The 19,869-nt window shown below is 71.3% G+C and carries 17 protein-coding genes; 6 read left to right on the top strand and 11 right to left on the bottom strand.

Going from position 1 to position 19,869, the window contains the following annotated elements:
• Positions 1 to 30: 30 nt before the first annotated feature.
• Positions 31 to 1,728, bottom strand: coding sequence for an ATP-binding cassette domain-containing protein (locus tag P0L94_10940; GenBank protein WES62969.1), 1,698 nt, complete (start codon positions 1,726 to 1,728; stop codon positions 31 to 33).
• A 251-nt stretch (positions 1,729 to 1,979) separates the two neighbouring features.
• Here P0L94_10940 and P0L94_10935 point away from each other — a divergent pair, with 251 nt between their 5' ends.
• The gene (locus P0L94_10935) at positions 1,980 to 2,201 is read left to right on the top strand and encodes a hypothetical protein (GenBank protein WES62968.1); all 222 of its coding nucleotides are present in this window, start codon (positions 1,980 to 1,982) and stop codon (positions 2,199 to 2,201) included.
• On the opposite strand, the gene P0L94_10930 is transcribed toward P0L94_10935, so the two are convergent.
• The 3 genes from P0L94_10930 to P0L94_10920 all read right to left on the bottom strand — a co-directional run bounded on the left by P0L94_10930 (position 2,198) and on the right by P0L94_10920 (position 4,102).
• Positions 2,198 to 2,866, bottom strand: coding sequence for an alpha/beta hydrolase-fold protein (locus tag P0L94_10930; protein ID WES62967.1), 669 nt, complete (start codon positions 2,864 to 2,866; stop codon positions 2,198 to 2,200). The genes P0L94_10935 and P0L94_10930 overlap by 4 nt on opposite strands.
• Before the next feature lie 70 nt (positions 2,867 to 2,936).
• The gene (locus P0L94_10925; protein WES62966.1) at positions 2,937 to 3,365 is read right to left on the bottom strand and encodes a CHRD domain-containing protein; all 429 of its coding nucleotides are present in this window, start codon (positions 3,363 to 3,365) and stop codon (positions 2,937 to 2,939) included.
• Between the two features lie 113 nt (positions 3,366 to 3,478).
• Positions 3,479 to 4,102, bottom strand: a complete 624-nt coding sequence (locus P0L94_10920) for a hypothetical protein (GenBank protein ID WES62965.1) — start codon at positions 4,100 to 4,102, stop codon at positions 3,479 to 3,481.
• A gap of 91 nt (positions 4,103 to 4,193) precedes the next feature.
• Here P0L94_10920 and P0L94_10915 point away from each other — a divergent pair, with 91 nt between their 5' ends.
• From P0L94_10915 to P0L94_10905, 3 genes are all read left to right on the top strand, one after another.
• The gene (locus tag P0L94_10915) at positions 4,194 to 4,781 is read left to right on the top strand and encodes an NUDIX hydrolase family protein (GenBank protein ID WES62964.1); all 588 of its coding nucleotides are present in this window, start codon (positions 4,194 to 4,196) and stop codon (positions 4,779 to 4,781) included.
• A gap of 34 nt (positions 4,782 to 4,815) precedes the next feature.
• Entirely contained in the window at positions 4,816 to 6,735 is a 1,920-nt protein-coding gene (locus P0L94_10910; protein WES62963.1) for a Zn-dependent oligopeptidase, read from the top strand.
• Between the two features lie 234 nt (positions 6,736 to 6,969).
• Complete coding sequence (locus P0L94_10905; protein ID WES62962.1) at positions 6,970 to 8,553, top strand: DivIVA domain-containing protein; 1,584 nt, start codon at positions 6,970 to 6,972, stop codon at positions 8,551 to 8,553.
• 76 nt (positions 8,554 to 8,629) lie between these two features.
• Here the strand turns inward: P0L94_10905 and P0L94_10900 are convergent, their stop codons facing one another.
• A complete protein-coding gene (locus tag P0L94_10900; protein ID WES62961.1) occupies positions 8,630 to 9,700 on the bottom strand; it encodes a low specificity L-threonine aldolase in 1,071 nt (356 codons plus the stop codon).
• 72 nt (positions 9,701 to 9,772) lie between these two features.
• Here P0L94_10900 and P0L94_10895 point away from each other — a divergent pair, with 72 nt between their 5' ends.
• Positions 9,773 to 11,257: an MFS transporter gene (locus P0L94_10895; GenBank protein ID WES62960.1), complete on the top strand. Its 1,485-nt coding sequence runs from the start codon at positions 9,773 to 9,775 to the stop codon at positions 11,255 to 11,257.
• Between the two features lie 150 nt (positions 11,258 to 11,407).
• On the opposite strand, the gene P0L94_10890 is transcribed toward P0L94_10895, so the two are convergent.
• Complete coding sequence (locus tag P0L94_10890; protein WES62959.1) at positions 11,408 to 12,094, bottom strand: SDR family NAD(P)-dependent oxidoreductase; 687 nt, start codon at positions 12,092 to 12,094, stop codon at positions 11,408 to 11,410.
• Between the two features lie 96 nt (positions 12,095 to 12,190).
• The gene (locus P0L94_10885) at positions 12,191 to 13,624 is read right to left on the bottom strand and encodes a DUF6421 family protein (GenBank protein ID WES62958.1); all 1,434 of its coding nucleotides are present in this window, start codon (positions 13,622 to 13,624) and stop codon (positions 12,191 to 12,193) included.
• A gap of 129 nt (positions 13,625 to 13,753) precedes the next feature.
• Between P0L94_10885 and P0L94_10880 the strand changes: the two genes are divergently transcribed.
• Complete coding sequence (locus P0L94_10880; GenBank protein ID WES62957.1) at positions 13,754 to 14,239, top strand: Lrp/AsnC family transcriptional regulator; 486 nt, start codon at positions 13,754 to 13,756, stop codon at positions 14,237 to 14,239.
• Between the two features lie 18 nt (positions 14,240 to 14,257).
• Here P0L94_10880 and P0L94_10875 read toward each other — a convergent pair whose 3' ends face one another.
• The 4 genes from P0L94_10875 to P0L94_10860 form a co-directional block, all read right to left on the bottom strand.
• Entirely contained in the window at positions 14,258 to 15,376 is a 1,119-nt protein-coding gene (locus P0L94_10875; protein ID WES62956.1) for an NAD(P)-dependent alcohol dehydrogenase, read from the bottom strand.
• A gap of 296 nt (positions 15,377 to 15,672) precedes the next feature.
• Complete coding sequence (locus P0L94_10870; GenBank protein ID WES62955.1) at positions 15,673 to 17,205, bottom strand: CoA-acylating methylmalonate-semialdehyde dehydrogenase; 1,533 nt, start codon at positions 17,203 to 17,205, stop codon at positions 15,673 to 15,675.
• Positions 17,206 to 17,293: 88 nt separating this feature from the next.
• A complete protein-coding gene (locus P0L94_10865) occupies positions 17,294 to 18,604 on the bottom strand; it encodes an aspartate aminotransferase family protein (GenBank protein WES62954.1) in 1,311 nt (436 codons plus the stop codon).
• Positions 18,605 to 18,672: 68 nt separating this feature from the next.
• Complete coding sequence (locus P0L94_10860) at positions 18,673 to 19,848, bottom strand: ABC transporter substrate-binding protein (protein ID WES62953.1); 1,176 nt, start codon at positions 19,846 to 19,848, stop codon at positions 18,673 to 18,675.
• Positions 19,849 to 19,869 lie beyond the last annotated feature (21 nt).

Below are 19,869 nucleotides of genomic sequence, written 5' to 3'. Positions count from 1 at the left end.
GCCGACCCCGTGACGACGCCACGCGGCCGGCTACGCGGGTGCGTCGCGTTCGTCGATCGCCCCCGTCACGCCGATCGACAGCACGCGATCGAGTCCCAGCCGGGCGAGGAACGCGTCGTCGTGGCTGACGACGAGGACCGCGCCGCGATAGGCCGACAGTGCTGCGACCAGCTGATCGACGGTGTCGAGGTCGAGGTTGTTGGTCGGCTCGTCGAGCACCAGCAGCTGCGGCGGCGGATCCGCCAGCATCAGCCGCGCCAACGCGACGCGGAATCGCTCGCCGCCTGACACCGACGACACCGGCCGGTCGACCGCCGTACCGCGGATCAGGAACCGTGCGAGGCGGTTGCGCAGCTCGACGGTGCCGGTTCGCGGTGCGGCCGCCGCTACGTTGTCGAGGATGGATGCGGCATCGTCGAGCCCATCGACGCGCTGCGGCAGGTAGCCGACCCGGTCGGTGAGCGCCCGCGCCGTGCACCCGCGCACGTGGATCGGCGCCGCGGCCGGCGGCATCCGCTCCTCCCCGTGTGCCTCGCCGGAATCGGCGTCCATCGCCGGCGCGCGCCCTTCGGAGCCCGCCGCCGAGGCGACCAGCCGCTCGAGAAGCGTCGTCTTCCCGGCTCCGTTCGGACCCACGAGCGCGACGCGTTCGGGGCCCTGGATCACCCATGTGCGGTCGCCGTCCGAGAGCTCGGCGATCCTGCGGCCCGCCGGCACCGACGGATCCGGAAGATCGATGCGAACGGTGTCGTCGTCGCGGACGCGCCGCTCGGCGGAGTCGAGGGCGTCCCGCGCCGCCGCCTCGCGGTCGGCCTTCTCGCCGCGCAGCCTGCCGGCCGACACCTCGGCGGCGCGCTTGAGGCCTCCGGCGACGATCGGCGGAACGCGCTTCTCGAGCTGCGCCTTGCGCCCGTATGCCTGCCGCCGGGCGATCTTGGTCTCGGCCTCGATGCGTTCGCGCTTCTCTCGGCGGACGACCTGGGCGGCGGCGCGCTCGGCCTGCAGCGCGGCCGCCTGCTCGGCATCCAGCCAGGCGCGCCACTGCGAGTACGGACCGCCGAAGACGCTCAGGGTGTCGGCGTACAGCTCGGCGGTGTCGTCCATGAGTTCGAGCAGGGCGACGTCGTGGCTGACCACCACGAGGGCGCCGTGCCACGACCGGACCAGCCCGTGAAGCCGGGCCCGCGCATCGCGGTCGAGGTTGTTCGTGGGCTCGTCCAGCAGCGTGATCGGCGCGCGGCGCAGGCGGATGCCGGTGATCGCGGCGAGCACGGCCTCGCCTCCCGACAGCTCGCCCACGCACCGGTCGAGCACGGCCGGATCCAGGCCGGCTTCGGCGAGGGCGGCGCCGGCGCGGGCCTCGACGTCCCAGTCGTCGCCGACCGCGTCGAAGTGTCGCGGATCGGGATCACCGGACTCGATGGCGCGCAGCGCGCGGAGCGTCTCGCCGACGCCGAGAAGGTCGGCGACCGGCCGCGACACCTCGAGGGTCAGACGCTGCGGCAGGTATGCGACGTCGGCGGGCCGCGTGATGTGTCCCGCGCCGGGAGCGAGGTCGCCGGCGACGAGGCGCAGCAGCGTCGACTTGCCCGAGCCGTTGCGGCCGACCAGGCCCGTGCGGCCGGTGCCGAACGAGCCCGAGACATCGGTCAGGGCGGGGGAGCCGTCCGGCCACGCGAACGAGACGCGGTCGAGGACGAAGGATGCAGTGGTGGTGTGAGCGGGCATGAGGCCTCCGGTGTCGTCGGGTGCTGACACGCGGATGCCGCGATGAGCGGGCGCGGCGGAAGGCCGGAGGTGCCCGGGGGAGCGGCGGGTCGACGGTCAGCGCGATGGGGGGCGCCGGCACGTCGGGATCGACGGATCAGCGCGTTGTCACGCGGTCGCGTCGATGCTCTTCAACGGCTCGTTCCTCACACTCGGGACAGGGGCGATGGCAACCATAGTGCACCACGCGCCTGGACGGGTACTGTCGGAGCATGTCCGACACCGGTGACGGGGACCGCGGGCCCGACGATCGCAAGCCGGATGCCGCCAGCTGGGGTGCCGGCCTCGCGATCGGCGTCGGCGCCGGCGTCGCGATCGGCGTCGCCATGGGCAATCTCGCCCTCGGGATCGCCATCGGGGCCGGCATCGGCATCCCCATGGCCATCGCGCTGTCGGCGGACAAGCGCCGCCGCCGCGGCGGGGGAGGCTCCTAGGACTCGCCGGTCTCGATCCGCTCGAGCTGCTTGTCGAGGAACGCCCGCACGTCGTCGAGCTCGGCCTCCGACACGCTGTGGGTGAGGCCCGGGTAGACCCGCCCGGACAGGTCGGCGTGCGCCGGCAGCCACTCGACGGTGTGCGCGACGAGCGGCTCGGGGATCACGTCGTCGCGCGTGCCGCGGCCCCAGAAGACCGGCGGGCGCCGTTCGGCCAGGTCGGCGTCCCGTGGCAGGTCGCCGGGGGTGACGTAGCCGCTCAGGTTCACCGCGAAGGAGAACCGGTCGGGGTCCCGTCGCATCGCCTGCAGTGACACGGCTGCGCCCTGCGAGAAGCCCAGCAGGCCGACGGATGCCGCACCCGCGGCGTGAGCGTCGACCCACCCGATCAGCGCGTCGGCCGCGGCGGTGACGTGCGACGGATCGCGTCCGTCCAAGCCCTCGATCGGGTACCAGGACCGACCCGGCATCGGCCACGGCGGCGTGAGCGGCGCTGCCACCGAAGCCACGACGAGTTCCGCAGGCAGATAGGCCGTGAGCCCGAACAGGTCGCGCTCGTCCGAGCCGTACCCGTGCAGCAGCACGAGCAGGTGGCGCCCGGCGAGGTCGGTCGGTGTGTGCGACCACAGGACGGCCGCGGCGTCGAGGGCGAGCGGTTCCGACATGCCGACATCCTGCCACGAGGGCACGACGCGGCATGTCGGATCCCGTTGCCCGCGACGCGGCAGCGCGGATCTACTTCAGCTGGCCGCGGACCTCGCCCGGCGGGTAGGTCGGCGTGTGCACGTTGACGTAGTACGCGCCCGGATCCGCCGAGATCGCTGCCAGCACTCCTTCATCGGCGGTCGTGCAGTCGCTGACCTCGAAGTCGGTCTCCGCGGGCACGACGAGCGGCACGACGACCGGGCCGGCGACATTCCTCGGGCCGACGTGGATGTGGGCGGCGACCGCCGGCGCACTCAAGCGCTCGACCTCGAGCCAGTAGCAGAGTTCGTCGCCGTCGATGACGTAGCTGAAGAAGCCGTGGGCGCCCCCCTGGGCGCCGGGCGTCTCCTGCCCGTTGTTGAGGGGGATCGCGGGGGCGGCCGACGCGGCCACCGATCCTCCCAGTGTCAGGGCGGCGGCTGCGGCCGCGGCCAGGACGGCGCGGGTGATCGTGCGCATGAGACCCTCACTTCGCTGTGATCGGGTGGATGGTCCGAACGCTACGCCCGCGACGGCGGTCGGACAAGAGGAGTCGTTGCCGGCCCGCCCCGGCGTCGTCGGCCGGGTGGCTCTCAGATCTTGATCGGGAACGTCAGCAGGATGGCGATGCCGACGATGTCGAGGACCACAGCCATGCCGAGCAGGCTCCGTCCGACCCACGTCTTGACGTCGCGCTGCGACATGGCGGTGAGGAACAGCACGAGGGCGAACATGACCGTCAGCAGCGAGTAGTTGTCGCCGCGCTGGTTGTTCTCCAGTGCCGCGGCGAACTTCTCGTCCGCCGTCGCCGAGAGCTCCTCGGCCTCGACGGACCCCGGCGGCACGTAGTCGTCGCGGGCGAACGGACCGTTCTCGATCATGCCGTCGGCGACCCAGCCGTCGAACGCAACGGCGAAGTGGGGGGTGAAGCGCTCCTCGATGTACTGGGCGAGTTCGTCCTTGCCGTCGGCGGTCGCCACGACGTACTGCGCGAAGATGCTCAGGTCGAACTGGCGCGCCGCCTGCGCCTCGCTCTCGGCAGCCGTCGCCTGGATGCGTGCGGACGAGGCCTGGCTGAAGGCGATCGACATCTCGCCGCCCCACTTCGACGCCTCGAAGCCGCACCACGCGGTGAGGACCGCCGTGATCGACAGCACGAACACCGCCACGATGTCCTGGACGCGCTGGATCGTGCTCTCGCCCTCGTCGCCGCTCACGGTCATTCCCCTGTCTGCATGTTGAGGGTAAGGATAGGGGCATTCGGAACCGCCGTGCACGCGTGAGGCGGGGGAGCGGTATACAGGACGCATGGCCGTTCGCACTCCTGACCCCGAGCCGGCGGGCGACGAGCCGTTCGGCCCGCCGTCCGGCAACGTCTCCAACCCCGCCTGGCTGACCGACATCGAGCTCGCCGAGGTCCGTCGGCGCCTGCCGATGCTCTACGTCGAGGGGATCCCGGTCCGCACCGACGGCATGGGGATGGTGACGCAGGTCGGCATCCTGCTGCGGGCGACGCCGGTGGGAGAGATCACGCGATCGATCGTGTCTGGCCGCGTCCGCTACGGCGAGACGGTGCGCGACGCTCTCTTCCGGCACCTCGAGAACGACCTGGGCCCCATGGCCTTCCCGCTGCTCCCGCCGCAGCCGGTGCCGTTCACCGTGGCGGAGTACTTCCCGCTGCCGGGCGTCACCGCCTTCCACGACGATCGTCAGCACGCCGTGTCGCTGGCCTTCGTGGTGCCGGTCACCGGCACGTGCGAGCCGCGACAGGACGCCCTCGAGGTGACGTGGATGTCGCCCGAGGAGGCCGCGTCGGAGTCGCTCGCGGACGAGATGGAGGGCGGCCGCGGCACCCTCGTGCGCATGGCGCTGGCGAGCGTCGGCGCGCTCCCCTGAGCGCCGCCCGGCCGGTGAGCCGTAGGCTCGTCGGGTGACCGAGATCGAACCGCTCGAGCTGCCCTCCGACCTCGACTCCTGGATCGCCTTCGCGACCGGGCGTCCTGCCGAGCGACGCGAGCGCGTGGCGCGCATCGACGAGAGGCTGAAGGCGGATGCCGCAGGCCTCGGCGTCCTGGACCGCCTGCGGCTGTGGAACGACGCGGACGCCGCACTCGGCGAGGCGCTCCACGCGAGCTACCTGGTGAGCGAGTCCCACCCCGATGCCCGCGTGCGCGAGGCCGCCGAGGCCCAGATCGAGCAGACCGAGTCGCTCGCGAGCGCCCGTCTGCTCGACCGCGGACTGTGGGAGGCCTTCGCCGACGCTTCGGACGAGGGCCTCGACGAGCAGGCGGCGCGGATGCTGTCCCACCTGCGCCGCGACTTCCGCCGCGGCGGCGTCGACCTCGACGAGGCGTCGCGCGAACGCGTCCGCGAGCTGACCGATCGCGACAGCGCGCTGTGCGTGACCTTCTCACGCAACCTGCGCGAGGCGCGTCGCGAGGTGCGCGTCGCTCCCGAGGCGCTCGTCGGCCTCCCGCAGGACTTCGTCGACGCGCACCCCGTCGGCGACGACGGCCTGGTCCGGCTCACCACCGACTATCCCGACCTCATGCCCGTTCGGGAATACGCTGCGGACCGGGCGACCCGCGAGGCGCTCGTGAGTGCCTACAACGAGCTCGCGTGGCCCGAGAACGAGCCGGTCCTGGCCGAGCTGCTCGCGGTGCGCGCCGAGCGCGCGGCTCTCCTCGGCTACGAGGACTGGGCGGACTTCGAGACCGAGACGCGCATGATCGGCTCGGGCGCCGAGATCCCGCGCTTCCTCGACCGGCTCGACGCCGCGTCGCGCGAGGCGGCCGCGCAGGAGTACCCGGTCCTGCTCGAGCGCCTGCGTCGCGACGTGCCCGAGGCCGACGAGGTCACGATCGCGGACTTCTGGTACCTCCTCTCCACGCTCAAGAACGAGCGGTTCGACGTCGACGCGCAGCTCGTGCGCTCGTACTTCCGCTTCGAGCGCGTCGTCGACGGCGTGCTGGCCACCACGGGGCGCCTGCTCGACGTCGCGTACATCCCGGTGGACACCCCCACGTGGCACGCGGATGTCAGGACCTACGACGTGGTCCGCGGCAGCGTGCGGCTCGGACGCATCCACCTGGACCTGCATCCCCGCGAGGGCAAGTACGGTCACGCCGCGTGCTTCGGGCTGGTGCCCGGCATCGCCGGACGGCAGCTGCCCGAGTCGGTGCTGCTGTGCAACTTCGCCCGGGGGCTGCTCACCCACGACGAGGTCGTGACCTTCTTCCACGAGTTCGGGCACCTCGTCCACGCCATCCTCGGCGGGCACCAGCCGTGGGTGCGCTTCAGCGGCGTCGAGACCGAGTGGGACTTCGTCGAGGCGCCGAGCCAGCTGCTCGAGGAGTGGGCATGGGACGCCGACGTCCTGGCGACCTTCGCCCGCGACGATGACGGCGAGCCGATCCCGGCCGACCTCGTCGAGCGCATGCGGACGGCCGATGCGTTCGGCCGCGCCCTCGAGGTGCGGCGCCAGCTCGGCCACGCCACCGTGTCGTACCGCCTGCACGTCGACCGTCCGGCCGACCTGCAGGCGGCCACTGAGCGGTTCTACGCCGAGACGAGCCCCGTCCAGCCGCTGCGGGGTCTGCATCCGTATGCGGGCTTCGGGCATCTCACCGGGTACGGCGCCTGCTACTACACCTATCAGTGGAGCCTCGTCATCGCGCGGGACCTGCTCAGCGGGTTCGACGGCGACCTGATGGACCCGCGCGCCGACGAGCGCTACCGCACGCGGATCCTCGAGCGCGGCGGCAGCCGTGACGCCGCAGACCTCGTCAACGAGTTCCTGGGGCGCCCCTTCGCGTTCGACGCCTATCGGGCCTGGCTCGCCGGGAGCTGAGCGGCTCCCATCCTGCGGGCCACGCGTTCGGAGCACTCACGGGCGGCGGGTAGGATTTCTCGTACCCGAAGCGCAGGCTGCCCCCGCTGCGCGACACATCCCCCCATAACGACGTCGCCGTCGGTGACGTGACGTCGCCTGCCGGACCCGCGATGTTCCGCCTCGCGGATCGCGAGCCTGGCGCGCACGGTCCCGACTGCGCCGCTCCCAGCGTTCCAGAAAGCGGAGAGTTGCATGACCGACCAGCAGACGTTCGGATCCGGTTCCGGTGCCCCATCGCCCTTCGAGGAGCTGATCGGCCGCGGCTCCGCCCCCGAATCCCCGTCCGGCTCCGGTGAGAGCGGCGGCGTGACCTTCACCACCGCGTTCCGCGGCTACGACAAGGACGAGGTCGACGCCGCGTTCGCCAACATGTCCGCGCGGCTGCGGGCCGAGACCGAGAAGTCGGCGATGCTGCGCGACCGTCACGAGCGCGCCGGCGAGCAGCTGCACCAGCGCGCCCGCGAGACGGTCGAACGGCTCGAGAAGGAGCTCGCCGCCGCCGACTCCGAGCGACGCGAGGTCGTCGCCCGGCTCGAGAAGGACCTCGCCGAGTCGCAGAAGAAGCACCAGGCGCTCACCGAGAAGCTGGGCGGATCGGATGCCGAGCACCGCGGCACCATCGCACAGCTCGAGGCCGAACTCGCCGCCTCGCAGGCGAAGATCGCCGCTTCCGAGCAGAAGATCGAGGCGCTGACCGAGGAGCTGAGCGATTCGTCGGGCGAGTCCGACAGCCGTCGCAATTTCGAGGAGATCCTCCGCGTCGCCGAGGAGCAGGCGTCGACCCTCATCAAGAACGCCACGATCCAGGCCGACCGCCTGCTCGAGGCCGCGCGCGGCGAGATCGCCGCCCGGCGCAGTGAGGCCAATACGGACGCCGAGGCGATCATCGCGCGTGCCGAGCACGACGCCCAGCAGGTGCGCCTGCGCATCGAGACCGAGCTGACCGCCCACCAGGCGCAGCTCGAGCGCGAAGCCCAGCACGCCGCCGAGAAGGTGTCGCAGGCCGAGCAGGAGGCTGCCGCCATCCGCACCGAGTCCGAGAAGGGCGCCGCGGCGCTGCGCTCGCTCGTGGCGCGCGAGACGACGCAGCAGCGCAGCGAGGCCGAGGAGGCCGTCAAGGAGCTGCGCATGCGCGCGCTCGAGTTCGAGGAGTCGCTGACGCGCCGTCAGGATGACGCGCAGCAGGAGTTCCTCATGCTCCACAACCAGGCCGTGGCGCACGCCGAGCGCATCACGCAGGACGCCAACGAGCAGGTCGCCGCCGCCCTCGAGCACGCTCAGCGCGTCGGCTCGAAGGCCGACGACTTCGACCGTCTGATGCGGGCGCAGGCGCAGCAGGTGGAAGCCGACGCCAAGCTCCGCGCCGGCGAGCACCTCGACCGCGCGCGCAGCAAGGCGCAGAAGATCATCGAGACCGTCACGGTTCACTCGCAGGCGGTGCTGCGCGACGCCGAGGACCGCACGCGCCAGCTGCGCTGGCAGCAGCACCAGCTGACGAGCTTCATGGCCGAGGTCACCGAGCTGATCCGCGCCGAGCAGAAGGACGGGATGTCCTTCGACGACGAGGCCCCCGCCGCGGCCGAGTCGGTCGACGCGGAGCCAGCCGTCGAGGCCGTGGCCGTCGGCGCCACCGCGGATGCCGAGGCCGACGAGCCCGCCGCGGATGCCGTCGAGACCGAATCCGTCGAGGCGGAGCCCGTCGCCGAGGAGTCGACCGAGGACACCGCCGAGGACGAGGTCGCCCCCTGGCCGGCATCGGGAGACGACGAGAGCTGACGCGCGTTCCCGGCAGCCTTCGCGCCGGGACGTCGATGACAGCGGCGGCCGGGGGATCCCGGTCGCCGCTGCCGTCTCAGGACGCCGTGGTCTCGCGCGCGATCGCCGAGACGAACGCGTCGACGTCGTCCTCGCTGGTGTCGAACGAGCACATCCAGCGCACCTCGTTGCGGGCGGCATCCCAGTCGTAGAAGCGGAACGACGCGCGCAGGCGGTCGGCGACGCCGTCGGGGAGCGTCGCGAAGACGCCGTTGGCCTGCGTCGGCTGCGTGAAGGCGACTCCGCGGATCGAGCCGTCGGCCAGGCCCGCCTCCACGCCCGCGCGCAGGCGCTGCGCCATCGCGTTGGAGTGGCGGGCGTTGCGCAGCCACAGGTCGTCCTCGAGCAGCGCGACGAGCTGCGCCGAGATGAAGCGCATCTTCGACGACAGCTGCATGTCGAGCTTGCGCAGGTAGATCAGGCCGTGGGCGGCATCCGGGTCCATCACCACGACCGACTCGCCGACCATGGCGCCGTTCTTGGTGCCTCCGAAGCTCATCACGTCGACGCCGGCATCGCGCGTGAACGCGCGCAGCGGCAGATCGAGAGCCGCCGCGGCGTTGGCGATGCGGGCGCCGTCCAGGTGCAGGCGCATGCCGCGGGCGTGCGCGTGGTCGGCGAGAGCACGGATCTCGTCGGGGCTGTAGAGGGTGCCGAGCTCGGTGGACTGCGTGATCGACACCACGAGCGGCTGGGCGCGATGCTCGTCGCCCCAGCCCCAGGCCTCACGGTCGACCAGCTCGGGGGTGAGCTTGCCGTCCTCGGTCGGGACGTTCAGGATCTTGATGCCCGCGACGCGCTCGGGGGCCCCGCCCTCGTCGACGTTGATGTGGGCGGTCGAAGCGGCGATCACGGCACCCCAGCGGGGGAGCATCGACTGCAGTCCGACGACGTTCGCACCGGTGCCGTTGAACACCGGGAACGCCTCGACGCCCGCCCCGAGGTGGCGGGCGAAGAGCTCCTGCAGGCGCGCCGTGTAGTCGTCCTCGCCGTAGGCGATCTGGTGGCCGCCGTTGGCCGCCGCGATCGCGGCGAGCACCTCGGGGTGCACACCGGAGTAGTTGTCGGAGGCGAAGCCGCGGACGCTGGGGTCGTGGATGGTCGTCACGATCTTCCAGCCTACGTCCTCGGCGCCCGGCGGCCGCATCGCGGTGTCGGCGGCGCGGAGTACGATCTGCGCGTGGAAGACTCCTCGCCCGGCCCGTCGTCGGGGGCAGACCGGGCCGACACGAACGCCGGCTCCGGAGCATCCGCAGCCGAGGCCTCGGCGTCGGCTGCGGCGATCACGCCGCCGCCGAACGGCATGCGCACGTTCCTCCAGGTGCTGGTCAACACCGCCGTGGCGAACATCACGACGAGCTTCCTGTGGTTCGCCCTGACCTTCTGGGTGTACATCGAGACCCAATCGGTGCTCGCCACCGGCATCATCGGCGGGGCCTACATGCTGCTCGTGGCGCTGTTCGCGATGCTGTTCGGCACCCTCGTCGACCGCTACCGCAAACACCGCGTGATGGTGCTGTCGAGCCTCGTGACGCTCGGGTCGTTCCTCGTCGCCGGCGCGCTGTACATCGCGCAGCCCGAGTCGGCGCTGCTGGATCTCGGCGGCCCGTGGTTCTGGCTGTTCTCGGGCATCATCCTGTTCGGCTCGGTGATCGAGAACATGCGCAACATCGCGCTGTCGACGACCGTGACGCTGCTCGTCCCGGTCGAGCGCCACGCCAACGCCAACGGCATGGTCGGCACCGTGACAGGCATCGCGTTCATGGTCACGAGCGTGTTCAGCGGACTGTCGGTGGGGCTGCTCGGCATGGGCGGCACGCTGGTCATCGCGCTCGTATTCACGGCGCTCGCGCTCGCGCACCTGCTCACGCTGCGCATCCCCGAGCCCCAGCCCGAGCCCGACTCCGAGCATGGCCCGCCCGTCGACGTGCGCGGCGCATGGCGCGCCATCCGCTCGGTGCCGGGCCTTATGGCCCTGATCCTGTTCACCACCCTCAACAACCTCATCGGCGGCGTGTACATGGCCCTCATGGACCCGTACGGCCTCACGCTGTTCCGCGTCGAGGTGTGGGGCGTGGTCCTGGGTGTCGCGTCGACGGGCTTCATCCTCGGCGGCGCCGTCATCGCGAAGTTCGGGCTCGGCCGCAATCCGATCCGCACGATGCTGCTGCTGGTGGTCGGGATGGGGATCCTCGGCGCCCTGTTCACGATCCGCGAATGGTGGCTGCTGTACGCCGTGGGGATCTGGCTCTACATGGCCGTGGTCCCCGCCGTGGAGGCGGCTGAGCAGACCGTCATCCAGAAGGTCGTGCCGTTCCGCCAGCAGGGTCGCGTGTTCGGCTTCGCCGCGGCGTTCGAATCGGCTGCGGCGCCCGTCACGGCCTTCCTCATCGCGCCCATCGCGGAGTTCTGGATCATCCCGTACATGGAATCCGACGGCGGGCGGGCGACGTGGGAGTGGCTCCTGGGGCCGGGGGACGCCCGCGGCATCGCCCTGGTCTTCCTCTTCTCGGGGCTCATCCTGTCGGTGCTGGCCGGGCTGGCGTTCCTCACGCGGTCGTACCGTGTGCTCTCGCTGCGCTTCGCCGGCCAGACGGCTTCGGTGCCGGTGGCCGATCCACCGCCTCAGGACGTCGGGAGCGAGGCGGTCGATCCGCGCCGCTGAGCCGCCCCGCGCGTGGACGCGGCCGTCGGTCGGAGCCCCGGATGGACGGCCCGCGGACGCGTGCGACGGGGCCTGCCCGTCCGGCTTCGTCGGATCGATGTTCCGGGCGGACGTTTCCGCGCTGCGTGGACGCGGCATGCACGTCGCGTCTCAGGCGGCCTCGGTGAGGTCGATGACGGTGTCGTTCACGGCATCCGCGTCCCGGTCCCACAGGGCGCAGAACGCGTTCGCGAGGGCGTCCTCGAGGCCGGCGAGGGTCTTCACGCGGAAGATCACGGCGGCGGCCCGCAGCGGCTCCCCGCCGTCGCGCGCGGCCTTCGCGAACCCCTGCGCGACGGCGCGGGTCCAGGCTTCGGTCGCGGCCTTGACGGCGGCGTAGTTGGCGCCGCCGGCGAGCGGCCGGGTCACCGCCGTCGAGGACACGACGGCGAGGCGTGCGGCCGTCGATGCTCGCAGGTCGGCGTCGAAGGCGCGGGAGACGTGGCGAAGCGCCGTGAGCGAGTTCTCGAGGAACCGGTAGTCCGCGTCGCTCTGTCCGGCGAGGCCCCCGCCACCGCGCCAGCCGCCCACGAGATGCAGCACGCCGGCGACCGGCCCCGCCGTCGCGTGCACGCGGTCGGCGAGTGCCAGCACCGCGGCTTCGTCCGACAGGTCGCACGTCTCGGTCGTCACGCCCGGTACCTCGGCGGCGAGGTCGGCGAGCTTGCCGGCATCCCGCCCCACCGCGATGACGCGGGCGCCCGCGTCCGTCAGCGCGCGCGCTGCCGCCGTCCCGCTCTCGCTCGTCGCCCCCGCGATGAGCACCGCCCGTCCCGCGACCTGCCGGTCAGCAGTCATCGAGCCACCCCTTTCCGCAGAGCCACCCTGCCTCCACCGTCGCAGAAGGGATGGGTCGGCGGAAAGGGGGTGGCCCGGCGGGCGCGCATGCGGGGGTCAGGCGCGACCGGTGATGCCGGACGTGGAGGCGATCACGGGGCGCATCTTCTTCTCGAGCGCTTCATAGAACATCGACAGCGGGAACTCGTCGTCCAGCACGGCGTCGGTGTAGCCGCGCGGGGGACCGGCCAGCACAGCGTCCGGCAGACCGCGCGCCCACGTCGATGCGGGGTTCGGCGCCAGGGTCTGGCGGATGAGTTCGTACGCCGCCAGCCAGTGCGCCGTCTTGGGCCGGTCGATCGAGCGCCAATACAGCTCGTCGATGGCATCGCCGAGGGCGATGACCGCCGCGGACACGTCGGCCCAGTCGATCGCGAGCGCCGTGTCGGTCCAGTGCAGCACGTCGCGCTGGTGCAGCCACGCGAACAGCAGCTGACCGCCGAGTCCGTCGTAGTTGCGCACGCGCGAGCCCGTGATGGCGAAGCGGAAGATCCGGTCGAACAGCACGGCGTACTGAACGAGCTTCGCGTGGTCGAGCATCTCGCTCTCGCTCGCGTCGAGCTCGTCGCCGGTCGCCACCCGCGCTTCCAGGCGCTGCTGGATCGCGACGCACTCGCGATAGGCCGTCAGGTCGCAGCGCAGCTCCTCGAGGGAGTACAGGAAGTACGGCATCCGCTGCTTGATCATGAACGGGTCGAACGGAAGATCGCCGCGCATGTGCGTGCGGTCGTGGATCAGGTCCCACATCACGAACGTCTTCTCGGTGAGGTCCTGGTCGTCCAGCATGAGCGCGGCGCCCGCGGGCAGGTCGAGCTTGGTGATCTCGGATGCGGCCCGCACGACGCGCCGGTAGCGCGCCGCTTCGCGGTCCTGGAAGATCGCGCCCCAGGTGAAGGTCGGGATCTCCCGCATCGCGACCGTCTCGGGGAACAGCACGGCCGAGTTGGTGTCGTACCCCGGCGTGAAGTCGACCAGACGCAGCGACACGAACAGGCGGTTGGTGTATTCGGTCTCGAGACGCGCGATGAAATCGGGCCAGATCGCCTCGGCGATGAGCGCCTCGACGAACCGGTTCTGCGAGCCGTTCTGCGTGTACATCGGGAAGACGACGAGGTGGCGGATGCCGTCGACGCGGTGCTCCTGCGGCTGGAACTGCACGAGCGAGTCCAGGAAGTCCGGCACGCCGAAGCCGTCGGCGGCCCAGCGTTCGAAGTCGCGCACCACTGCCGCCAGGTAGGCGCCGTCGTGGGGGAAGGCGGGCGTCAGCGCGCGGATGCCGGCGGTGATGGCGTCGACCAGTCCGGCGGCCGCGGCGCGATCGGCGGCGTCCGGAACGCTGCCGTCCTTGGCCTGCAGGGACTGCAGGCGCGTCGCGGCGTCCTTCAGCAGGAGCCACGCGGCGGAGGATTCGGCGATGCGCGCGTCCTCGACGACCTCGGGCTCGCCGATGATCGCCGTCGGCGCGGGAAGCGCGGGCGTGATGCCGGGCATGGGAACCTCCGATCCTCGTACGGTCGTCTTGGGTGTTTCTCGCTCGATTGTAAGAGGAATGTCGTGCAGAGCATGTTCTGGCAGGAAAACTTCCGGCCCAGACCCTCCTCCACCGGTAGGGTCGAGTGCATGACGGTGAATGAACCCAGCGCCCCGGCATCCGCACCCCGCCTCGACGACGCCATCGACGCCCGCATCGTCGCCGAGGTCTCACGCGACGGCCGGGCGACGCTCGCCGATCTGTCGGCCGCGGCCGGCCTGTCGGTGTCGGCGGTCCAGGCGCGCCTCCGCCGGCTCGAGGCCCGCGGCGTCATCACCGGGTACCGCGCTGTGGTCGATCCCGAGGCCGCGGGCAAACCCCTGTCGGCCTTCATCGAGATCACGCCGCTCGACCCCGCCCAGCCCGACAACGCCCCCGAGCTGCTCGAGCACCTGCCCGAGATCCTGTCGTGCCACTCCATCGCCGGCGACGCCGCCTACCTGCTGTTCGCGCGCGTCGAGAGCCCGCGGCGTCTCGAGGGCCTCATCCGCGACATCCGCGCCGCCGCCTCGGTGAACACCCGCACGACGGTCGTGCTGCAGACCTTCTTCGAGAACCGCCCGCTGGTGTCGTGACGGCGTCGGGCCGGCGCACTACAGCGGCGAGATGCGCACGACGGGCTTGATGACCCTGCCCGAGAGGCTGTCGGCGATGGCGGTCTCGACGTCCGCGAGGTCGTAGAACTCGATGAGCTCGTCGAAGGGGAAGCGCCCCTGGGCGTGCAGGTCGATGAGGGCGGGGATGAACTCCGCGCTCGTGGACGAGCCGCCGAGCGTCCCGATGATGCGCTTGCCCCACAGCGCCGGCAGATGATCGACGGTGAACGACGCGCCCGCCGGCGCCCCGCCGATGAGGAGCACCGTGCCGAGCATGCCGATGATGCGGACGGCCTGCTCGACCACCGCGATGACGCCGGTGCATTCGACCGCGTAGTCGACGCGGCCTCCGCACGCGGCGAGGATCGCCGCGTCGGCGTCCGGATCCTTCGCGTTCACCGTGGCGGTCGCGCCGTACTTCCTCGCCAGCTCGAGCCGCGAATCGTGGAGGTCGACGGCGACGATCGCGGTCGCGGGCGTGGTGCGAGCGGCCATGATGGCGGCGAGACCGACCGCACCGGCGCCGAAGACGACGACCGTCTCGCCGGGCGCGGGCTTCGCGGTGTTCAGGATCGCGCCTGCACCCGTGCTCAGGCCGCACGCGAGCGGGCCGAGAAGCTCCAGCGGAGCGTCCTTCGGGACCTTCACGAGAGATGTGGCGAGGGCGATCGAATACGTCGCGAACGAGGACTGCCCGAAGAAGTGCCCCGAGATCGCCGAGCCGTCCGGACGGTGATACGCGCTGGTCCCGACGAGCGGTCCCTGGAAGCGCACGCCCGCCGCGACCGCGGGGCCGGTCTGGTCGCAGTACTTCGGCTCGCCCCGTCGGCAGTTGCGGCACTCGCCGCAGAAGGCCCAACCCATCACCACGTGGTCGCCGACCTCGACCGAGGTGACGCCCTCGCCGACGGCGTCGACGACGCCCGCGCCCTCGTGGCCGAGCACGCCCGGCAGCGGCAGCGGCAGATCGCCGTCGCGCGTGATGGTGTCGGTGTGGCACACGCCCGTCGCGACGAGTCGCACGCGCACTTCGCCGGGGCCGGGATCGTCCAGCTCGAGCTGCTCGAGTTCGATGCGCGCTCCGGTGTGGTCGGCGACGGCGGCGGTGATCTGCATGGGCGTTCCTCTTCTGCGAGTCGGCGGGTCCGGGCGCCGTCCGGATGATCGTCGTCGATGCGATCCCGACCGTGCGCGCGCGTTCGATCGCGTTCACGCTATCGGACCGCGCCTCCCTTCGGCCCGCACCGCTCGAGACCGCGCCCCATCCCTCCCTGTGTCCCACTTCTTGCCGCTTCGGCGCCGTCCGGGCGGCAAGAAGTGGGACATGCAGGTCGAGCCCGCCGGGGTCGTCAGGTGCGCTGCGGGAACCCGAGGCTGAGGCGCCGTGCGATGGGTCGAGCCTGCCCGGGCGGTCAGGTGTGCTGCGGGAAGCCGAGGTTGATGCCGCCGTGCGACGGGTCGAGCCATCGGCTCGTGATCGCCTTCTCGGCGGTGAAGAACTCGAACCCGTGGGGGCCGTAGGCCTTCGCGTCGCCGAACAGCGATGCCTTCCAGCCGCCGAACGAGTGGTAGGCGACCGGCACCGGGATCGGCACGTTGATGCCGATCATCCCGACCTGCACCTCGCGCTGGAAGCGGCGCGCCGCTCCGCCGTCGTTGGTGAAGATCGCCGTGCCGTTGCCGAACGCGCCCGAGTTGATGAGGTCGAGGCCCTCCTGGTAGCCGTCGACGCGCACGACCGACAGCACGGGGCCGAAGATCTCCTCGCGGTACGCGGCCGACGTGATCGGCACGCTGTCCAGCAGCGTCGGGCCCACCCAGAAGCCGTTCGGGTCGCCGTCGACGTCGATGCCGCGTCCGTCCACGACCACCGAGGCGCCGTCGCCCGCGGCGACGTCGACGTAGCCGGCCACCTTGTCGCGGTGGACGCCTGTGATGAGCGGACCCATGTCGCAGCCGCGCAGCCCGTCGCCGGTGCGCAGGCGCCCCATGCGCTCGGCGATCTTCTCGACGAGCTGATCGGCGATCGTGTCGACCGCCAGCACCACGGAGATCGCCATGCAGCGCTCGCCGGCCGACCCGAATCCGGCGTTGACGGCGGCGTCGGCGGCGAGGTCGAGGTCGGCGTCCGGAAGGACCAGCATGTGGTTCTTCGCCCCGCCGAGCGCCTGCACGCGCTTGCCGGCGCGGGTGCCCGTCTCGTAGACATAGCGGGCGATGGGCGTGGATCCCACGAACGAGATCGAGCGGACATCCGGATGCTCCAGCAGCGCGTCGACGGCCACCTTGTCGCCGTGCACGACGTTGAAGACCCCGTCGGGCAGTCCCGCCTCGGCGAGCGCCGCGGCCATCCAGTTCGCCGCGGACGGATCCTTCTCGCTCGGCTTGAGCACGACCGCGTTGCCCGCGGCGATCGCGATCGAGAAGAACCACATCGGCACCATCGCCGGGAAGTTGAAGGGGCTGATGATCCCGACGACGCCGAGCGGCTGGCGGAGGGTGTAGACGTCGATGCCGCTGGAGGCGTTCTCGCTGTACGCGCCCTTCGTGAGCTGTCCGAGGCCACACGCGAACTCGACCACCTCGAGGCCGCGGGCGATCTCGCCGTGCGCGTCCGAGAGCACCTTGCCGTGCTCGCTCGTCAGGATGCGCGCCAGCTCGTCCTTTCGGGCGTTGACGATCTCGCGGAACGCGAACATGATCTGCTGGCGCTTGGCGATGCTCACATCACGCCACGCTTCGAACGCATCCGATGCGACCGAGACCGCGTGGTCGACGTCGTCGGCGGTGGCGAAGCGCACCTCGCGCTGCACCGTGCCGAGCGCGGGGTTGTAGACCTCGCCGGTGCGGTCGGATGCTCCCGCCCAGAAGGCGCCGCCCACCCAGTGGTCGACGATCGTGGTGGCGGCAGGCGCAGCCTGCTCGAGCGTGCTGGTGTCGGTCATGTCGGTCCTCTCCATCGAGGGCCCTTCGTGGGGGCCGTCTACCAGTCTGCGCCCGGACGCCCAGGACGCAACCCCCTCGACGGCCCGCTCAGGCGCTCTCGACGGCCGTCAGCGCCTCGTCGAAGACCGCCATCGCCTGGGCCACCTGTTCGGCCGTGACCACGCAGGGCGGTACAACGTGCAGGCGGTTCTCGACGATCATCGGCATGACGCCTCGCGCGATGATCTCCTTCTTCAGCGCGCCCATCCCCGCGGCCGGCAGCGCCTCGCGCGTGGCTCGGTCGGCGACCATCTCGGCCACCCAGAACACACCCTCGCCGCGCACCTCGCCGATGAGCGGGTGCCTGTGCGCCAGATCGAGCAGGCCCGGTCCGATGGCCGACGCCCCGATGACCGCCGCATGGTCGACGATGCCTTCGGACTCCATGGCGTCGATCGAGGCGATGATGGACGCCGCCGCGAGCGGATGCCCCGAGTAGGTCAGCCCGCCCGGGAAGACGCGCTCGTCGAAGACCTCAGCGATCGGGTCCGAGATGATCACGCCGCCGATGGGGACGTACCCGGAGTTCACGCCCTTGGCGAAGGTGATGAGGTCGGGCACCACGTCGTAGCCGTCGAACGCGAACCAGCGGCCGGTGCGCCCGAAGCCCGCCATCACCTCGTCGAGGATCAGCACGATGCCGTGCTTGTCGCACAGCGCGCGGACACCCGCGAGGTAGCCCGGAGGCGGGATGAGGACGCCGGCCGTGCCGGGTACGGACTCCAGGAGCACGGCGGCGATCGTCTGCGGGCCCTCGGCCTGGATGACGCGCTCGAGGTGGTGGAGGGCGCGCGCCGACTCCTCTTCGGGCGTCGTCGCCCAGAACTCCGAGCGATACAGGTACGGGCCGAAGAAGTGCACGTGCCCGCGCGCGAACTGGTTCGGCATGCGCCGCCAGTCGCCGGTGGCCACGATGGCCCCGCCGGTGTTCCCGTGGTACGAGCGGTAGGTGGACAGCACGGTGTCGCGTCCGGTGCGCAGCCGCGCCATGCGCATCGCGTTCTCGATGGCATCCGCGCCGCCGTTGGTGAAGAACACCTTCGAGAACCCCTCGGGCGCCTTCGCGACGATGCGCGCGGCGGCCTCGCCGCGCTTCAGGTGCGCCGTCGCGGGGCCGATGGTCGCGAGCTCGGCGGCCTGCTCCTGGATCGCCTGGACGACCTTCGGATGCTGGTGGCCGATGTTGACGTTGACGAGCTGGCTCGAGAAGTCAAGCATCCGATTGCCGGCGTGGTCCCACACCGTCGTGCCCGACCCGCCCGCCACGACGGGAAGGTCCAGGCCCGCCTGTGCGAGCCACGAGTGGAACACGTGCGCGCGGTCGAGCTCCTTCGCGCGGGCATCGAGATCTTCGGTCATGAGGCCGATCCTTCCGGAAATGGGTGTGGGGCGCCACGGCCTCGCCGTGACGCCCCACGTCGTCGCTGCTACTGGCCGCCCTCGGTGAGGGTGACCTCGATCGGCGTGTACTCGCCGGCGACCTCGACGCCCTCGTCCGCGAGCTCGGCCAGGGCCTGCTCGATGTACTCGTTCGAGTACGCGGTGTCGCTCGGCTCGGTCGTGATCAGCTCGAGGCCGTCCTGGTTGACCGCCGACAGCGCACCGGCGACGGTCTTGTCCCACGCGGCGGCGTCGACGACGCCGAAGTCCGCGCCCGTCCAGATGAGCTTGTTGACCTCGTTCATCTGCCACAGCTGGTGGACGGGACCGACCGGGAAGGCCGCCTCGGCGTTCGACGCGATGTCGTAGACGATGCTCGCCGCGTCCTCGGGGTTGTCACGCGCGTACAGCCAGCCCTTCGTGATGGCCTTGAGGAAGCGAACGGCTGCGTCGGCGTAGGCCGGGTCGGAGTCCAGGCGCTCGGTGTCGGCCCAGATGGCGTCCTGCAGCATGGCGCCCTCGGTGTCCTCGTACGACACGACGTTGAAGTCGTCGGGCTGATACAGCTCGCCCGTCTCGGGGTTCGTGACCTCGAGGATCTGCGCCCACTCGTTGTAGGTCATCGCCTGCGCGGCGTCCACGTCGCCGTCGAGCAGGGCGTTCATGGAGAAGTCCTGCGTCGTGATCGACACGGTGGTCGAGTCGAGGCCGTCTGCGGCCATCGCCGCGAAGATCTCCCACTCGTTGCCGAAGCCCCACGAGCCGATGCGCTTGCCCTCGAAGTCCGCGACCGAGCTGATGCCGTCGTCGGCCCACGACACCTGCAGGGTGCCCGAGGTCTGGAACACCTGGGCGATGTCGGTCAGCTCGACGCCCGAGGCCTCGAGCGTGCCGAGCACCTTGGGGACCCACGCGATGGCGAAGTCGACGTCGCCGGCGACCAGGGCGTCCTGCGGGACGATGTCGCCGCCGGACGGGACGATCTCGACGGCGTCGAAGCCCTCCTCCTCGAAGTAGCCCATCTCCTGGGCGATGTAGTAGCCGGCGAACTGCGCCTGGGGCAGCCACTGCAGCTGCAGGCTGATCTCGGTGAGGGGCTCGAACTCGTCCGTCGTGGCGTCGTCCGTCGACTCGCTCGTGCCGCCCGAGCACGCCGCGAGCGTGAGGGCCGCGACGGTCAGGGTGGACGCGGCGATCAGGCCGCGTCGGATGCTGTGTCTCATGGTGTTCCTTTCACGATGGGG

It is taken from the genome of Microbacter sp. GSS18 (genome assembly GCA_029319145.1).
Lineage (GTDB): Bacteria > Actinomycetota > Actinomycetes > Actinomycetales > Microbacteriaceae > Microbacterium.
Note: the sequence above shows the minus strand (reverse complement) of the source record. Positions and strands in the feature narration are given on the sequence as shown.

Coding starts and splice junctions, on each gene's coding strand:
- P0L94_10915 (WES62964.1), top strand. CDS start 4,194: ATGGCCGTTCGCACTCCTGACCCCGAGCCGGCGGGCGACGAGCCGTTC.
- P0L94_10905 (WES62962.1), top strand. CDS start 6,970: ATGACCGACCAGCAGACGTTCGGATCCGGTTCCGGTGCCCCATCGCCC.
- P0L94_10875 (WES62956.1), bottom strand. CDS start 15,376: ATGCAGATCACCGCCGCCGTCGCCGACCACACCGGAGCGCGCATCGAA.
- P0L94_10935 (WES62968.1), top strand. CDS start 1,980: ATGTCCGACACCGGTGACGGGGACCGCGGGCCCGACGATCGCAAGCCG.
- P0L94_10930 (WES62967.1), bottom strand. CDS start 2,866: ATGTCGGAACCGCTCGCCCTCGACGCCGCGGCCGTCCTGTGGTCGCAC.
- P0L94_10865 (WES62954.1), bottom strand. CDS start 18,604: ATGACCGAAGATCTCGATGCCCGCGCGAAGGAGCTCGACCGCGCGCAC.
- P0L94_10885 (WES62958.1), bottom strand. CDS start 13,624: ATGCCCGGCATCACGCCCGCGCTTCCCGCGCCGACGGCGATCATCGGC.
- P0L94_10940 (WES62969.1), bottom strand. CDS start 1,728: ATGCCCGCTCACACCACCACTGCATCCTTCGTCCTCGACCGCGTCTCG.
- P0L94_10925 (WES62966.1), bottom strand. CDS start 3,365: ATGCGCACGATCACCCGCGCCGTCCTGGCCGCGGCCGCAGCCGCCGCC.
- P0L94_10890 (WES62959.1), bottom strand. CDS start 12,094: ATGACTGCTGACCGGCAGGTCGCGGGACGGGCGGTGCTCATCGCGGGG.
- P0L94_10860 (WES62953.1), bottom strand. CDS start 19,848: ATGAGACACAGCATCCGACGCGGCCTGATCGCCGCGTCCACCCTGACC.
- P0L94_10880 (WES62957.1), top strand. CDS start 13,754: ATGACGGTGAATGAACCCAGCGCCCCGGCATCCGCACCCCGCCTCGAC.
- P0L94_10870 (WES62955.1), bottom strand. CDS start 17,205: ATGACCGACACCAGCACGCTCGAGCAGGCTGCGCCTGCCGCCACCACG.